General features: G+C 53.1%; 1 protein-coding gene. It reads left to right on the top strand.

The window, feature by feature from the left end:
- Positions 1-43: 43 nt before the first annotated feature.
- Positions 44-19624, top strand: a complete 19581-nt coding sequence (locus ACO6VG_RS02365) for a leukotoxin LktA family filamentous adhesin (protein WP_422472518.1) — start codon at positions 44-46, stop codon at positions 19622-19624.
- Positions 19625-19639: the final 15 nt, after the last annotated feature.

The raw sequence follows: 19639 nt of genomic DNA, 5'->3' as shown, positions 1-19639 counted from the left end.
GAAGGACAGCGTCAGGAATAAAAAGAAAAAGGAAAGGGATTCTATGACATGCTTTAATCGCACGCTGTTGTCGACCTCTATTGGCCTGGCTAACAGGGCAACATTCAACAAGGTTCCCTGGCCGGTAGTGACCGGTGCTCTGTTTTCTGCGCCGGCAATGGCAGTGGATAACGACATTCGTGCCGTAGATGGAATCACCTCGGTGTCCAGTTCCGGTAATGTCCATACCATTACTTCCACAAAGCGCTCCAATGCTTCCGCCATCAATGTCTTTGACAAGTTTGTAGTCGGCACTTCCCATACCGCTAACCTGACAGTACCTGCTGACGCCAGTAATCTGGTCAATATCGTCAGGGGCTCCGATGCGCCGGAAGTACACGGTATCCTGAACAGCTACAAGAACGGCTCCCTGGGCGGCAATGTGGTATTCGCCAGCTCAGCTGGCTTCATCGTAGGTGAGACCGGTGTCGTCAATGTCGGCAAGCTTTCTATAAAAACACCCGATAGCAGTGAAATCGCTGCGCTTCTGTCCAATGGCGCGCCGGTAGACAGTGAGGTCAGTGATCTCCTCGGTAACAGTTTCAGCGTCTCTTCCTCTGGCCTGGTGAGAATCCAGGGCAAGATCAACACAGCTTCAGGCATAGACATCTACGCCAACACCATTGATGTTGATGAAAAGGCTATCATCATTGCCGGCAATGCAGCGGCTGCCAGCGGTGTCAGCAACTATGGACAAAACAACGATTACACGGCGGTTAACGTCGATGACCTGACTATTCCAAACGAATTAAAGGTCGATGGCGGCACTATTGTTCTCAAGGCTTCCAGCAGCGCAGACGCTGCCATTAACCTTTCCGGTGATCTTTATGCCGATGGTGGATTTACCATCACGGCTGAGAAAATTTCCGTCAACTCGGGTTCCACTCTGGATACAAGAGACGGCGCCAGTCTGGCTTCGTCCGGCAGTATTCAGTTTCAGGCTGACGGTAATACATCTACGACACTGACTCTCAATGGCAGTAGCAATCGTGTACTTCTCCAGAGTGGTTCTGCCGCTTCTCCGGAAACCAATGATTCCGGCATTAACCTGATTGGCAGTGTTCTCTCTGATGGATCAGTGACAGTTGCCGGTGACAAGGTTCAGATGAATTCTGGCAGTTCTCTGGATGCAGAGGGCAGTGTAACGGTCACGGCTGCTACTCAGGCCAGCGTCAGTGGCACTTTGGCTGCGGAATCGGGCATCAGTATTGACTCCAAAGATATAGATCTGAACAGCGGCAGTGTTCTCGATACTCGAAACTCAAGCGACACTGCCCGGGGTGATGTAACGCTCACGGCTTCAGCCAGCCAGAATGTCAGCCTGGCTTCTGCCAGCGCGACAACCAACATTGATTTCAGTGGTCAGGTGTACGCCGGAAGTCTGACCGCAAGCGCCAAATCAAAAGCTGCCAGCAGCATCAAAGAGGAACCTGGCGTAGCCATGGGCTCGGTGGTGGGTGGTGCCCTTGCCGGAGCGTCATTTTACCTGATGGACGCCGATGCTGAAGCAACGGTCAACGTCAACAGCGGCGCCAATATAAACGCCAGTGGTAATGTTTCTCTGGCATCAGAATCCCATGCTGTTTCCGACGCTTCCGCCATTACCCTGGGCAATGCTCTGCCCGGAGCACTGGCGGCAGTTTACGCCACCAGTGACGCAACCAGTACCACCCACGTGAAGTCAGGGGCTACGATTCAGGCGGGAGGAAACCTGGACGTTTCTGCCCACAACGAGTCCTATGTGGCCGCCACAGCATTTAACCTTATTGCTGAAGATGCCAACAAGGTAGTGATTGCTGCCGCCGTCGGGGAATCCGATGTTGACGCAACCGCCAAGATTGACAGCGGCGTTACCCTGGACGCCAACAACCTGGTGGTCGCCGCAGAGAACCAGAATTACTACCATATCTCTGCTTCTGCCTATGGCCTGAAAGCAACCCGCTATGGTGTTGCGGTTGCTGTGGGTGATTTTGATACCAATGCTACGGCCGAGCTGGGCAGCAGCCTTGGAACCGATCAGGATAAGACGGGAAATGTTACCATCACAGCCCTGGACCGGACTCTGAACCAGAGGGTTCACTCCGGTGTGACAGTGGGCAGTAACCTGTTCATGCGCACCATCGGCTCCAAAGCCATCAGCGGGGTTTCTGCGTTGCAGAATGGTGTCCACAACTTCACCACCAAATACCTCCCGATAGGGCACTCTGCTCCCACCGATGAAACGGGCAAGGTCAGCTTCAAAGGTGGCCTGGCATTTTCCCTCAACCTTTCGGATCACGATGCCTACAGTTTCCTGGGGACTAATGTATCAGGGCAGACGGATGCGCCACACATTATCGCGACTGGCAATATTCTGGTCGCCAGCCAGACCGATCTGGGTAGCGATAACCAGGCCGTTGCGGGTGGTAATAACAATGGTGCCCTGGGTGGCGACCAAGGCGGTTACAGAACGTCGGCAGAAGCGGCTGTATCGGCTCCCAAACAGAATTCCAGTGGCAGCAGCCAGACTCCGGCATCGGACAAAAGCCTGGCGCTGGCCCTCAACTTTGCCATTAACGACAGTGACGCAGTAGCGGAGGTTGGCCAGTCGGTACAGATCAACGCGGCTAACCTGGGCGTCATTGCTCTGCAACAGATGCCCATTGTCTCCACCTACGACAAGTGGGACACTTTCTCTGATGTCGTCGGCAAATTTAACGGTATCGGCGGGTTACAGAACAATATTCTGACCGGTTTCGCCAATGCCGGTGCGGCTGCAGATAAGGAAGCCTACGGCGGCAGCTTTAATGTCCTGTGGAACGATATGGACACCAAGGCCTGGGTAGGCGACAAAGCCAAAATAACGACGACCGGTACGGGCAACTGGAGTGCGAGCAGAGAACTGAAGGCCAACAGTGAAGTTCCCGGAATTCTGGGTAGCAGCAAGGTCTTTAAAGACGTCACCTATACCTTCTCTTTTGATGATTCGGTAGCGGTCAGGGCCTATAACCTGATGGAAACCGCTACTGTTGCTGGTAATCTCGGTAGTCTGGGGCTGATACCGAACGCCAACGGCACCAATGAAAAAGGCAAGTCGGTTGGCGGCTCCATTTCCTATATCCAGCAGTCCGGTTCAGCCGTGGCGGGTATTGGCAAAGCCACGGTCAATGCCAGTGGCAATGTGGGGGTTTATGCAGAAACAGACGAACGTCACTTCCTGGTGACGCCTTCCTCTGGTCAGTCCAGTGGTATTGGCTTCAGTGGAGTTCTCGGCTTTCTCAATTCGGAAGTGTTGACTCACGCATCCCTGCACAATCAGGCTCAGCTGAGCGCTGATAATCTTGTTATCATTGCTGACCATGAATTTGGCAACTGGGCGGCGGCTGGTGCCTTCAGCTGGTCAGACCAGTCAGCGGTTGGCATCGCTATAGCGGCGAACGTTTCCCAGGGCGATACCAAGGCGTTTATTGGTGACAATTCAAAGGAATACAATAAGGTCAAGTTTCAGGACAAGAACAATAGCGAGACCGATAAGCCTTCCCCAAGTTCGCCAACGGCACCTGATCCAACAAAAGGCATCGTCGTTAATTCGGTAAGCGTGCGTGCCCGCTCAACAGGCACCAACGGGTCTCTGGCGGTTGCCGGAGCATTAACCACAGAGCCCAGTGATGAGCCCGGCATTGGCGCCAGGTTCGAGAATTGGTACAACGGCTTGTCTTCAAAGCTGGCTGCGAATTACACCGGCGCTACCGGAAGCAGCAGTGATTCATCGATAGGCAAATCTTCAGAAAGCGGCAAGAACGACGACAGTGGCTCAGGTTCTGGCAAAAGTTCTGCGGAAGTCTCCAAGGAGCAGCTGGGCCTGACAGGGGCGGGCAGCTTTACTGTCTCCGTCAATAATATGGACGCCAAGGCCATTATTGATGGCGCTGCCATCAGCGGTCACCAGAACGGTAACAGCTACAACGATGTCGATGTTGACGTTCAGGCTCTGGAAAAAGTGATCTCGGCTTCTGCGACAGGTTCAGCAGCGCTGTCTATGCTGGGAGCAAATTCGCCTACCAATCAGGATACTATTGCCGGGGCTATCTCCTATCAGATCAGTTTCAATGATGCCCTGGCCTGGATTAAAGACTCTGTCATCACTTATGCCGATGACGTAAATGTTCAGGCATTGCACGGTGGTGAACTGACTTCCGTCGCCCTGGCGCTATCTGTCACCAGGCCGGACTCTTCCTCTGGCCAGACACGTAATGGTGCGCTGTCCATCTCGGGTGCCCAGATATACGACGGCACATCAGCACGGATTGAAGGTTCGTCCATCAGCTCAAATCAGGGGGCGAATAATGATCTTGAAGTCTCCGCCTATAACAACAGTTATGTGGGCGTAGGGGGCGGTACCCTTTACGGCGGCGGCAAGCAGGGGGCCGGTCTGGCCATTACCTTTGCCGAGATTAATGATCCGTCCGCCATTCCCGGAGACGCCAACCCGGATGGTAACAATGTTCTCAGTACCGCCTATGATGAGGATGTTTATGACGGTGCAGCCACCGAAGCCATCGTTGACTTCAGTGGTTCCAACCGCTCTTATCTCAATAACTTTGACCGGGTCGACATCAGTGCCCGCAGCCTGAACCGGATCGGTATTGGCGCCGCAGGTATTGGCTATAACAATAATCAGGAAGATTCCCTGGGCTTCCAGGGCAGCTTTGCCATAGGTTCCATCGGTGCGGATACCAAGGCGCTGATGAAAGGCACCAACATCACCGGGGCGGGTGTCGTTAATCTTAATGCCAGTGGTGAGAAAGACGGCGATCTTGACAAGATTCTCAGTGACCTCGGCTCCAGCAATACTAACAAGGATTACGACTTCAGCGGTGCTGAAGCCATGGACAATACCAACGTCCACACCAGTGAAGACGGTAGCGGCTCGACTTACAACTACTCCTCAGAAGGCAAGCGCATCATTGCTGTGGCCGGTGCTGTTCAAGCTGGTAAAAAGAATCTGGGTATTTCCTACGCCCATGCGGATGTGAAAAGTGAAACCAAAGCCCGCATGGAAGACGTCAATATCAATAAGTCAGGAGCCGGGGCAGACGTTAATATCAATGCCCGTGACAACTCCCTGCTCTACAGTGTTGCCATTGGTGTGGGTGTAGGCACTGGCGGCTTCTCCGGTGTCGGCTCTGTTGCGGTTAACCGCCTGAATAACCAGGTCTTGGCTGAAATTGGTGACTGGAACGGTTCCGATAAGGGGACCATCAACGCCAGTGACTTGTCTGTGGTCGCCCAGAATGACATGGATCTGATTAACGTCGCTGGTTCAGTAGCGGTGGCCAGTGGTCAGGGTGGCGCTATTGCCGGAGGTCTGGCAGTAGCCCTGAATCTTGTAGGTACTGACGAGCATTCAACAAAAGCCAGGGTCAGCAACACCAGCCTTAAGGTGGATGAGGATCTTACCGTCAGGGCGCTCAGCGGAACATCCAATGATCATAATCTGCTGGTGGGCAACGCCATCGCTATAGGTGCCAATCTTGGGCAGAGTGGTATTGGCTTTGCCGGCGCAATTTCTACCAACAATGTCGATCAATCCATCGAAGCCGGTATTAAAGACACCGCCACCAATCGTTCCAGCGCAGCATCTTCAACCAGTGGCGGTGATGTCGTTGTCCAGGGTCAGGATTACAGTGATAGCGTAGCCACAGCCTGGATGGGTGCTGGCTCCGGCAATGGTTCCGCCGGTGGTGTCGCCATTGCTACCAACCGTGTCGATTCAGATGTCACGGCAGAAGTGCTGGGTAACAAAGGCAACCCTGGCAGTACAACGCTCAAGGCGCAGAACGTTACTGTTGACGCTTTCCGCCGTAACTGGCTGTTGACCATCGACGCCGGTGTTGCTGCTTCCAAACAGGTATCCCTGGCGGGCTCAGTGGGAACCGGCGTTATAGACGGCAATGTGACAGCAAGAATTGCCGACGATGCCCGAATAGATGCCTGGAACAATGTCTTGGTCAATGCTGATGCGATGAGCGTCAATCTGGTGGGCAGTGGTGCTGTCGGCATTGGTGTCGATGCAGGCGCTGGTGCTGTCGCCATCTCTACAGCGATGGAATACGGCAAAACAGAAGCCTACATTGACGATGCAGTTGTGATTGCCAGAGGCAAGGGCAGCACTATGCAGGTGGATACCGGTGATCTCAAGGGCTATGGTGATCTGCCGGATCTTTCTACTGCCGGTGACAGTTCCAATCCGGATGCTGTCTCCATGGGTGACCTGACTTCCGGCTTCAACACGTTATCTGTGGAGCGCACCAAAGAATCGGTCAATGGTCTTGTTGTTAATGCAACGTCCAGAACCAAGCAGCGCGCGATTACTGTCGGCGGTGCTGGTGGCAAGGCCGTTGCTATCAATGTCAATGTAGCAACTAACGGCACCTATAACGCTACCAGGGCTTATATCAAGGATGCCACCATTAACTCCGGCGTTTCCGGTGAAGATGGTGCAGATGTCTATGTTCGTGCCAATGCTCATGAAGTGGGACTGGCTGTTTCTGCAGGTGTTGCCGTTTCTGGTGGCGGTGAAGCCGCTGGCGCGGGAGTTGGTGGTTTTGCCACCAATGACCAGAAGCGTTCCAGTGAAGCTACGGTTGAAAACAGTACTGTTAATGCGGATAAAGTAACCATTGACGCCAATACCTCGAAACTGGCTCAGGCCGTTTCAGCGGGTGTGGCAGCCGGGTTAGGCGCAACCGGTGGCCTGGGTGGCGCTGCTTCAGTGGTTATCACTGAACAGGCCGGTAACACGCGTGCCTGGTTACGAGGTGGCACAACCAATGCCAGAGAGGTAGTGGTTGTCTCCGACAGACGTCAGGAAGCCAATGTCGCCGCCGGTGCAGCCGGTATCGGTACGACAGTGGGCGTTGGTATTGGATTGGCCTTCAATATTGTGGGTGGTGATTCGAAAGCCATTATTGGCAATGATCTGGACGATAACGGCGATACCCTGACTACCGCAGTGAACTCAGATACGGTTACAGTGGATGCTGATCGGGTTTCCAGTGCAAAAAGTTATGTCTTTGGTGCTGGACTGGGTGGCGGCTATGGTGTCGCAGCGATGATCAATACTACGGAATTCCGTGGCGAAACACGTGCTGCAATTCATGGTTATCTCAAGAATAGCAACCTCACCACAGACATTCGTGGCAGTGACGGCAGTTCTGCCGCCACTAACGTGACCGTTAATGCTCAAGAACTTCAGGATGCTGATCAGTGGGCTGCGGGTATCGGTGCTGGCGCCAGTTTGGGTGTGGGTGCTGTGGCGAATGTGGTGCTGGGACGTTCCCAGGTCTACAGTGAAGCGGTTGGCTCGGACATTGAAGCGGGCACACTGGATATTGACGCCAATGCCCAGCGCCAGTCCAATCTGATCAGTGTTGCTGGTGCTGCATCCACTAACGCAGCCGCAGCGGTCAGTATCGGTCTTGCTCTTTATGGTCAGGGTGATACGACAGCCGAAGATGGCACCAACGCTGAAGATGAGTTTGATCCAAGCCGAAACGAAGCCAACACGGTTCTGGCTACGGATACTGCCAGCTATAACAGACATTTGTCTGATGAAGAGATCGCTACGCTGGAAGCCGATAACAATGTCACCATAACCCGCAGTCAGACGCCTTCTACTTCAACGACGACAGAATCAGGTAAGTCTCTCAAGCTCAGTGGTGAAAGTGTCACTGCTGCCCGGATCAGTGGCGGCAAGATTGATGTCGATACGCTTAACGTCAACGGTCGTACGCTGCAGCACAGCTACCAGGGGCTGGGCGCAGCTCAGGCCAGTTCTGTGGGTATTGCAGGCGTGGTGGGTATCAGTCGTTCCTATGAAATGAACATCGCCACCGTAGACAGCAATGTCAAGGCAGACAATGCGGTGATCGGCGCAAGCCTGGAGAATGCCAGCAGCGATGACGGCGCTCTTGAAATGAAGAGCTTTATTGTTGGCCTGGGTGGAACCAGCGTCGTTATTAACTACACCGATGCGCGCAGTGAAAACCGGGTTGTGGCCGGAATCAACTCAGCAGAGGGTAACGACACCGGAGATCTTGAAGTTACCGCTACCGATTCCACCGATATTCGTCTTGGGGATGTCAGCAGCGGTAAGCCCTCATCGGTTACCGATGGTTCCCTGAACATCAATATTGGCGCCGGGGCTCTTGGGGTCAGCATTGGCTATGCAGAAAAGGACAGTGACATTGATGCCTGGGTGGGTGAAACAGGCAAGCTGATAGACGGCTATAACAACATCACCGTTTCTGCCCTCAACGAAGGTATGGTGAAGAGCACAGGCTTCGCTCTGGCAGGCGGTTTGTTGGCAGGAGTTCAGGGGGTTGTGACTGACGCCCGCGATGATTCCGATGTAAAAGCGACAGTTTACGGCACCATTGATACCGGCTCTGATTCCAGTGCCGTTAATATCAATGCCCAGTCTGCATCGGAACTTTACTCCAGTGCTTATGGTGTCACCGTTGCGGCGGGTGGTTCCATGGGCGGCTCTTTTGCTTATGCCATTGCTGATACTAAAGCGGAAGCCGAAGTGGCTGACGGAACGGTATTTAACGGCAGTGGTGAAGTTATTGTTCGCTCAGAAACTGGCAGCGGCGCTGACGGTTATCAAAGTGCCTATGCTGCAGCCTTTGCAGCTTCCGGTGGTTTGCTCCTTGGTATTGCAGGCAGTGAAGCCAGGGCCACTAATAAGTCTCAGTCCATTGCCAGAGTGGGCGATGGTGTTTATCTGCCGTATTCTGACTTCACTGTGAATGCCCGTCATACCGGGGTGCAGATTGCTGATGCCGACGGCTACTTTGTTGGTCTGGTGGCCGGAGGCTATCAGACAGGTGTTGCTCAATCTTTCAGCTCAAGCCGGGTTGAGTTTGGCAAGAATCCGATAGCTGCCCTGGAACGTCCGGGTGACCTGACTCTGGACGCCACCAGTTACAACCAGAACCAGAGCTTTACCACCGCAGGCGGTGGCGGCTATTACTCTGGCAGTGCTGCAGAATCGGTTATGGATGCTGGTGATCACAGCAATGGCAATGAGTCCGCTGCGGTCAAGATTGATGACTGGTCTGGCAACTATCGGATTGTTCCTGTCGATGCCGGTGGTGTTTATATTTCTGCCAGCAGTGAGACGGAGTTCTTTGCCGGAACCGATGCTACCACCGTTTCTGTAGTGGGTGGTTCAGGCGCAACTTCTCTGGTCGAGGTGGATACCAATGCCAGGGTGGAGCTGGGCGAGAATGTCAGCTTCTCGGCGCTGGATATTGATATTGACGCCTTCAACAGCGCTTACCAGATTCAGAATCCTTACTTCAATGGCTTTACCTCTTCTATTCACGGCGCGGGCGGTGGTGCCGCCAACGGTACTGCGGGGCTTTCCTACCAGGATCTGAAAAACCTCGCCGCCGAAGTGGTGGTGGGTAAAAACGCTGTGCTGAAGATTTCTGACCTGGCCTGGATGGACAGCACTTACGACCACAACATTATGTTGGACGCCAACACGGATTTCTTTGTCTACGACGAATCCAAGCTGGAAATCGGTGGTGCCTTGCAGGGGGCAGGCGCTGAATCCGATGTGGATGTCAAAACCCGCAACAAAATCTCATTGGGTGAAGGGGCTGAACTTTATAACCCGAGGGGAGAGATTGGTATCGGCACTTACTCCCGGGGCAGTGCCGTATCCCAGGCTAATGTAACCGTCTGGGCGGCAGCGGGTGTTGCCGGTGGTGTCAGTACCGTTGATCTGGATGTCCTTAACCAGATTGATATTGGCAAGAATGCCATTATCAATGGTTATGGTAATGTCGGAATCTACAGCGGTCGTGGCAGTAATTACTTTCAGGAGAATCAACTGACAGGTAATGCCCTGGCCAACGTCTATAACTGGACGGCTATTCCTATTCCGGCTGGCAACAAGGCAAAATCCAACATCACCCTGAATAACAAGGTGAACTTTGCTGATGGTTTTGACATTGGTTCCGACAGCCATGTGTTTATTGAAGCCAATGAAGGACAGGTCAGTTCCACGCACCGTGGCATTGAAAAGAACCCCTACCTGGAGCTGTTCAGTTCTGAAACCAGCTTTGGCAGCAGTGACTCCAGCACCAGTAATATTCTGACCTTTAACGGCAATGGTAAGGTAGTTGCCGGGCAGTACGCCTATCAGTGGGTGGAAATAGAGTCTGACGGCACCATTAACAAGCAGCTTTACCGTTATGGTACGGCAGCCCGGATGAATGAGAAGTACTCCAGCCGGGCAGAACTGGAAGCCTACATCAAGGATCTTCAGGATCGCGTTGACCTGCTGGAGTCCTGGGACGGTTCCAGCATCCTTATCGATGGGATTACAGTGAGTGATGGCGATGGCGAAGATACCGGCAGCTCATCCGGCACTGGCTCCGAGAGCATCGTCGATGGTGGCACAAACCCTTACCAGGATGAGATCAATGAGCTGAAGTCAGAAATTGTACTGCTGTCGGCTATCGTCAATGATCTGTCTGCGAATCCGAACGATGCCATCAGGGTGGCGGATGTTCAGGCTACAGCAGGGAATATCAACCTGGTGGCAGACACCATTACACTGGCTGGCAGTAACAAACCTGACTTTACTGCCAAAGGCGACGCCTACATCAAAGTGGAGAACAAGACCGATGAACATTTGCTGCTGGAAAACCTGAGCATTACCAATCAGACCGGCGGTAACGTGTTTGTCACTGGCGGTGCCTCGCTGGGCAGCAATTACATCTTTGAGCAGTCCGGCAGTGATTTTACGTCGAAGACTGGCATTGATATCAGTCATGCACCAACCGGCGCCAACTACCTGGACTCTGACGTTATTATTAATGGTGATATCTCTAACCTGCTGTCCAGTGTCAATATTGATGTGGCAGAAGGCGATCTGATTCAGCAGGCTACCATCGAAGCTAACGCCATTAACCTGAACGTAGAGAACGGCAGCCTGCTGCTGAATTCCAACAAGCCACAAACTTACGGTCGTGATCCCAAGGCGCTGGTCAACTACACTGCTGGCTGGAAACCCTCCGCTGAAGGTTTTGTGCAGCTTTATCTCAACGACAAATACAGCACAGCCATCAATGCTACTGGTATTAATGACTTCAATAACTGGTTTACAGGCCGTGCAATCCGTCATACCGACGACCAGAAGAGTTATTACCAGGGCGGTAGCTACGGCTACGACGAGATGAACATCTACTTCAACTGGGGCTTCAGCGACAGTAAAGAATACAACGGCAGCGATGCAGTAGTATTCGAAATGCGCACCAACAGCAGCAGTCGTGGCGGTAGCAAGTGGAAGTTCAAGCCTGTTCAGAATTTACAGTCCAAACTTGAGCAGAGCGCTACCTACTCCCAGGTAAAAAGCAGTCTCGGCGGAACCGGCACTTCGATTATTGGTGAGAAGGTTGTTATTAATGCCGAGCGTCTGGATATCAACGGCAAGATCATTGTCGGTACCGATAACTCCTGGTCTGTGGATGTGGGTTCAGGCTTTGATGCGACCGTCGCCGATTACATCAGGGACGCCGGACTTTCTGCCGGTGATGTGATTAATATCAGGCCCGGCGAAACCAAGGCTCTCTGGGTCAAACATCCGTCTCTGCCCGGCCTCAAAACCCTGAAATACTATAACTTTGATGTGTCGTCCAGTAATGGCACCTCCGGCATCGGTCTGACTTATGATGTTGCTACCGGCAAGCTCAGGGCTGATGATATTCCGGTCAGCGGCGGTGGCTATGTGGCTATCAGGGCCAGAATTTCCTCAACCGGCGAAGAAGGTAATATTACCGTTAAGGACGGTCTTGGCCAGATTGACATCAATAACGACTCCAGCAAGCAGCTGGTGCTCGGTACTATCAGTGCCGGAGACGATGCCACTGGTGTTATCCGCATTACCGACCTGAACAAAAGAAAAAATGGCAGCTATTACAGTGAATGGTTCGTTCACTCGCCCGGCAACAAAATCAGACAGTATGAGACCGACGCCTGGGCGGTCAGTTATGACGAATCCAATTATGTGAAGAGCCTTGGCGGCACCGGAACAACGTCGACCATGACCTACAACCCCATGGCCGGACAGCTGTTTTATATCCGTGAAGGGGCGACAGTGGTGCGTAGCTTCGATCCGCCCGGAGACAGCTCTGCGCCTTATGATGGCAAGTCTATCGATGGCTACTTCGCGAAGTACCCGAACACCTTGGGGGACTGGTATTACGAAACCAACTGGAACACTGAAACCAGCTATTACACCACCTGTTCCTACAAGCCGGAAGCCTGTTCCAATGGCACAGCCAGTAATTACCTGACCCAGGTCTATGACCGTGGTGGTGAGTATGTCTGGGGAGTGAAGTGGGGCCTCAGCTACGACAAGTACTACGGCAGTAACATGACCAATGTCGATCCTGTGGTTTACGTTCCCTATCGTATGTGGATGGACGCCCACACCTATGTGAAGGCGGACAACGCGATCAGCTTCCAGTTCACTGGTTCGGCTAATGGCTTTATTGACCTGACCTCAAAATCTTCTATAGAGCTGACCGGTAACGTTTATAACCCCAGTGGCACCACGAATATCAGCACGCTCAATAATCTGATCACTTCGGGGTCCACCGCGATTACCTCTGACGTGACCACCATTGCGGCCAGAGGCAGCATTGGCAGCCAGGATAATGCACTGGCGATCATTACCGACGAGTTGGGCCTGAGCTCCAGTCATGGTTCTCTTTACTTCAACGTGACAGGCGCCGATGGTGATGTCGAACTTCGACATCTGAAAGCCAAATACGACATTGTTGGTGTTGTTGACAAAGGCATTGTGGCCAAAGACAGCAGTACGATTATTCAATCTGACCGTCTGGATCTGACCAGCTCAACCGGTGGTATTGGTAAGGTCGGAACCATTGGCAATACCGGTACCTACCAGTTCGTCAATATTTCCACCACCGGCACAGTGAAACTGAATGCCGCTACTGATATTGCTGTTAATCAGGCCAGTGGCGACCTTGAGCTTTACAGCGCCAATGCTAACGAAGAAGTGGTAATCAAGCTGGGTAATGGCCGGATTACCAACGGTATTGGCCGACTGGACAAGACCGATGAAGAGCTGGCTTATGATGCTGCGGTATGGGACAGCCTGAACCTGCTGGATGATGACGCCGGTGCTGTGACTGTGTCGTCTTACGAAAACCAGTTCACGCACAAGTACCATAGCTACTGGATGATCAAGCAACGTCTGTCTGACGACAGCGATGCCGGTTTCACCATCGATCCCGCCTTTGTTGAAGCCCTGAAAGTGCGTTACAACACCACTGACGAAGTGGAACTGACCAGCCTGGTGAAGGCCGACTATCAAGGGCTTGAGCAGTGGTTCGCAAACCAGATTGCTGCCGCTGATGTTTACGACAAGGCTGAAGACGCCATTGGCATTGAGCAGAAAGGTACTCTCTTCGGTTATGAATATGGCAATCTGCTCACTGGCAGTTACGATCAGAGCTATCGCCTGACTCTGGCGAAAGACTCGAGCTGGTACACCGGCATGGTGGATGGTGCAAAGTGGAAGCAGAGCCAGCTGGATATCAGTATCTCTGCAACAGCGCTGAATGGCGACGCTTCAAGCCAGCTGACCAACAGGGAGGCCAACATCAAGGCTTCCGACATTCACCTGATTGCCAATGGCGGCAGTGTCGGTGAAAACCTGAATGACCTGGTCTTCACTGTCAGCCGTGATGGTTCCGGAACCATTACCGACGCCCAGAAAGCCGCTCTGCTGGCTGCCGGTGCCGGTGATATTTCAACGACAGTGACCCAGAACAATGTAACGTTCAACGTCAAGCAGGTTGACCCGATCAAGATCGATATGTCCGGGGAGCTCTACGCATCGGCCACCAAAGAGATCTACATCGAGTCCAAATCCGGCCTGACCCTGGGCAGTCTGGCTTCTTCCGGTAACGACATTCGTCTGGTGGTGGATGGTGCCATTGAAGCTAAATCAGGGCTGACCAATATAACTGCCCGTGACCTGTTTATCGCTAATACCCGTGGCGATATTGGCTCGCAAAGCAATGCCGTGAAGCTCAATCTCACAGGAGCGCTCAGACAGGCGGGTGCTGCATCGGATATGTACCTTCAGGGTGTGGGTGGTGATCTCTATCTCGGATCAATCAGTGCTGGTGGCCTGCTCTCCATAGCCAACGGTAATGATCTTCTGTCGTACAACAACGACAGCTTCCTTGCTGCTGAGTCATTCAATCTGGACGTCAACAGCCACGATCTGGGCAGCAGTTCCGGGGCGTTGAATCTGATTATGACAGGTACGGGTACTTTCCGTGCTGACGCAGGCAATGCCTGGCTGAACGTGAAGGACTCCAGCCTGTTCACGCTGGGGCAGGTTGATATCGACAAAACCTTGTCCCTCAGCGCAGTGGGCGCCCTGGCTCTGCAGGGGAATATTGACGCTACTGACCTGACTCTGGATGTGGATGGCGCTCTGACCAGCGGTGGTTACACAATGACCGTTGGGAATGACGCTGACATAGATGCCGACAGCATTGACCTGGGCGCCATGAACGTCAGAGTGGGCAGTGCTAATATCTACGCCCAGTCTGGCGGCCTCACTCTGGGTGATGTCACTGCATCCAAAGGTTTGTTGACGCTGCTGGCTAATGGTCAGCTGACCCTGAATGGTGACATTGTCACTCAGGGTGGAAATCTTCTGGCTGACGCCAACAGGATTGCAATGGATTCTCTGGCCTCTGTGACCAGCTCCGGCAATATCACTATGACGGCGTCGGATAGCATGAGCCTGTTTAATCTGACAGCCCGCAATGGTGTGATTGACCTGACTGCCAGCAACGGCTTTGATGCTCAACTGGGTTCAATTACCGCGACTCGTCTGGATGCCCGTGAGGTAGACATCGAAACCCAGGCTGACCTGACTCTGATTGACACAGTCGCAACCTCTGCAGGCAATATATTGCTTACCTCAGGTGGCGATATGTTCCTGAATGCGGATATCACCAGTGACCAGGGCTCCATTATTCTCGATGGACAGAAGGGACTGTATGCCACTCGTCGTATAAAGTCTGGCCAGAATCTTCAGATCACCACCAAAGGCAACCAGGAGCTGAGCACTCTGGAGGTTGGCGGTAACCTGGATATTGATCTGGAAGGCGGCTCAACCCTTAGTATTGCCTCTGCTACTGTTGCCGGGCTTGTCGACATTCTCTCCAGTGGCGACCTGACGCTGTCCGGTTCTCTGGCTGCGAGCGATGTGAGTATTGAAACAACCGGTGGCCTGACCTCTGGCGGTTCCATCAGCTCTTCAACAGGTTCCATGACCCTGAAGATGGGCAAAGGTCTGAACGTTCAGGGTGACATCGGTGCTTTCAGCAACATGAATATTGTTGCCGTTGAAGGTGTCACTATGGCAGCCGGCAAGAGTATTACCGCCGGTGGTTACATGGACATTAACGCCGCCTTCATCAATATGAGCGACAACAGCCTGATAAAATCCGGCGCTGACATGAAGCTCTATACACCGGGCTCCATGCTGCTGGGCACTCTGGAAGTGGGTGGTAACCTGGATATCGATATTGAGTCGGGTGCCGAGCTTGCTATCAGCAGTGCGACGGTTGCGGGTATCGTCGACATTCTTTCCAGCGGTGATCTCGATCTGTCCGGCTCTCTGGCAGCCAGTGACGTCACCATTGAAACCGCAGGCGAACTCACTGCCGGTGGTTCCCTCAGTTCTTCAGCTGGTTCCATGACCCTGAAGGTAGGTAAGGGGCTGAATGTTCAGGGTTATATCAGTGCCTTCAATGATATCGACATTGTTGCTGCAGATGGGCTGACAATGGCCTCTGGCCGAAGCATTACCGCTGGTGGCTACATGGACATCAATGCCGCCTTCATCGATATGGGCGACAACAGTCTGATGAAATCCGGTGCTGACATGAAACTCTACACACCGGGCTCCATGTTGCTTGGCGTTCTGGAAGTAGGCGGTAATCTCGATGTCGATATTGAATCAGGCTCCGTGCTTGCCATTGATTCTGCCACAGTTGCGGGAACCGTTGATGTACTGTCCAGTGGCGACCTGACACTGTCCGGCTCTCTGGCTGCAGCGGACGTGAAAATAGAAACCGCAGGTGATCTGACTGCCGGTGGTTCTATCAGTGCTTCTGCAGGCGCCATGACGCTGAAGATGGGCAAGGGGCTGAATGTTCAGGGGGATATCAGCGCTTCCAGCAATATGAATATAGAAGCGGTTGAGGGTGTCCTGATTGCTTCAGGCAGAAGCATGAGCGCGGGTGGCAACCTTGATCTCAAGGCTGCTTTCCTCGAGATGGCAAGTAGCAGAATTCTCTCCGGCGGCAACATGCAACTGACCACCAACGGTCTGATGGATCTTTCCGAACTGGTGGCAGGAGGTAATCTGACCCTGTTCAGTGGATCTGGACCGATTCTGTTCAACAAGTCTGTTACTGCGGGTGGACATACCAACATCAGAACAGGCAGCCCGGTTGTCTTGAGACTGTCTGCGTTTTCAGAGCCAGGCACAGTGAATCTGGCAGCGGGAGAAAGCATTACCTCAGCCGGTGGCATCTCAATAGACACAGACACTCTGGTGCTGGGTGACAACAGTCGTTTGAATTCCGGGGATGGCGTCACTGTGTTGCTCAACACTTTTGAGATGGGCGACGATGTGGAAATTTCTGCTGTCAATGACATCGACATGACGGTTCAAAGTCAGGTCGTTCTGAATGGCCCGGTAAGTTCCAGCGCGGGTTCCATTCGAATTACCGGCGCTGAAGGTCTCGATATTCTGCACAGCCTCAATGCGGGTCAGGATATTGTTCTGACTGTTCCTGAAACCGTGGTTCTGCCTACCGAAAAACACCTGCTGGCTGGACGCAGCATCCGTGTGACTTCTGACTGGCTGGATCTGCAGGGCAATAACAATCTGCACGCAGGGGCAAACCTGACACTCAGCAATAATGGTATGAGCTTGCCTGACACGACCAGCCTGAGAGCGGGCGGTGATATGGCATTGCTGACCAGTGGTCTGGTCAGATTGAATGGTCAGGTGCAGCAGACAGGAGGCTCTTTCCAGGTCAACACTGACAGTGACATCCAGCTTAAGCAGGACATCAATGCCGGTCGACATATTCTGTTGACTACGCCTGAAGATGTTTATCTGGAAGTGGGTCGCAGCCTGATTTCCGGAGAGGACCTGCGGGTTGAGTCCGACGGCCTGTATCTGGGACGAAACACTGTGCTTGATGCCGGTGGCAACCTGGCGCTTATTAATAATACGCTGTCACTGCCTGACAGTGTGCAGATCAGCGCGGGTGGCGATCTTGAGCTTGAGACCGATGGAAGGCTCTATCTGACCGGTACCATTGGTGATATTGGCGGCTCTCTGCGGATTCGCACCGATGAACTGTATCTCTATCAGGATCTGAATGCCGGCGAGAGCATCGAGCTTGATACCAGCTACCGCATTTATCAGCAATACCGCAGGAATCTGGTCGCTGGAGAAGATATCAGTCTCAGTACTGACCGTTATTACACCGGCTATCGTAGCAGCCTGACGGCCGGGGATGATATTTCTGTGTCTACCCGGGATGGACTCGACTTTTACTACGTCAGCGCCGGTGGTGATTTCGCTGTTGACAGTGCATACGGTGATGTTCACTTCAAGGAGTCTGTCACAGCAGGTGGAGACATGAGTGTTGAGTCTGGCCGTAGTGTCTATCTCTCGTCATGGAAAGACATCACTGCGGGCTCTCTCGCTGTGGGAACGGCCAATCAGTCCGGAGCTTATCGTTTCTCGGTGGGGTATGGCAGCACCATCGAGACAGAGGGCGACCTGCTGGTGAACACCACCTACAGCCAGGACTATCAGGAACTGATCGTTGGCGGTGATTTCACGGCAAGGGCTGAATATGGCTCTATCCATTTCCGGGACTCTGTGACGGCAGGTGGTGCTGTGAACCTCCACTCGGGAAGGGATATCTACCTGTCATCCCACAATGACCTCACAGCGACCTCTCTTTCCGTAGGGTCAGAGAGTCAGGTGGGAGCCTACAACTTCTCGGTTGGTCACAGCAGTACCATCAAACTTGATAGTGACCTGTTGGTTCATACCAGACACGATCAGCAGTATCAGGCAACAAACGTCGGTGGCAGTGTTAATGCTGTGGCTGAGCAAGGGCGGATTTACTTTGCTGACTCCGTGATTGCTGCAGGGGATATGCAACTGCAGGCAGGACGTGACATTGACCTTTCAGGCCGTAGTGTCCTCAGCGCCAACTCTCTGACCATTGGCAGTCAGGAGCAGGCCGGGGCATACAACTTCTATGCAGGGTACGACAGCCGTATTGAGATTGCTGACGACATGTTCATACACACCACAAACTACCAGTCTTATCGTGATGTGACGGCTGGCGGTGATTTTGACGCCATTGCACATAGCTGGATCAATTTCAATGGTGATGTAAACGTCGCAGGAGCGATGAATCTTTATTCTGCAAGGGATATCCATCAGGCTTCACACACTGATTTGAAAGCAGGCTCCCTTACCGTTGGTTCAGAAGATTCGGTCGGTGCCTATCGCTTCAGCACGGGCTATGACAGTGTTATAGAAACCGACGGTGATCTCTTCATCAGCACCACGTCTTCCCAGAATTACCGTGCGCTGACTGCAGGAGGCGACTTCACCGCCAGGGCAGGATGGGGAGATATTGACCTGGGTGGATCAGTCATTGCTGAAGGTGCTGTAAGCTTGTTCTCCGAGAGGGACATTAGTCTTTCGGGCTGGACAGACCTTAAGGCGGCCTCACTGACAATAGGTTCCTCTGAGCATTACGGAGCTGATCGTTTCTCAATGGGCTATGAGAGTTCCATTGAAGCCAGTGGCGCGGTAACCATTCATACCCGCGGTAACCAGTATCTCGGCAGTCTGACATCCCACGCTGATGGATTGGCCTTTGCTCTCACCTCTGCACAAGGCGGCATTTACGGAAACAATGAATACAGATTCAGTAAGTGGCGTGATGCCAGTCACCTGACAGCCAGCAACGGAGAGGCTGTTCTTCAGGCTGCTACAGGTATCGGGCATCCGCTGGTGGTTGATCTGCCATGGCTTTCAGCAGAAACTGAGAGTGGCAATATCAACATTCTGGCCCGTGCCGATCTTCAGGCCAGTCTGCTTAAGACGACCGGTGGCAATATCTACATGACAACTCTGGGCTCACTGTCCATTGATGAACTGGAAGGTAACGCCTGGCTGGTGGTGGGTGATCTCCTGTTTGCCGGCAAAATGACCATGGAGCGTGGCTCGATTCGTGCTGAAAATGGCGTGGAGGTTGAAGAACTCAGTCTGACTGGCAGGCATGGCGTCAGCTTTTACGCACCTGATATCCGGGTGACTCAGGTCGATGACGAGGGCACCAGCACGGAAGTCGATACACAGCACTATGCGTATATCAAGCCTGCCTCTGAAAGCCGCAGTTGGGGATGGGGGAGATTTTTCTAGGGTGTAATTGGCCTG

It is taken from the genome of Endozoicomonas sp. ALB032 (genome assembly GCF_049310125.1).
GTDB lineage: Bacteria > Pseudomonadota > Gammaproteobacteria > Pseudomonadales > Endozoicomonadaceae > Endozoicomonas_A.
The sequence above is the reverse complement of the archived record's forward strand: the minus strand, read 5'-3'. Positions and strand labels throughout refer to the sequence as shown.

Excerpts from the sequence above, each read along its gene's own strand:
- ACO6VG_RS02365 (WP_422472518.1), top strand. The coding sequence starts at position 44 with ATGACATGCTTTAATCGCACGCTGTTGTCGACCTCTATTGGCCTGGCT.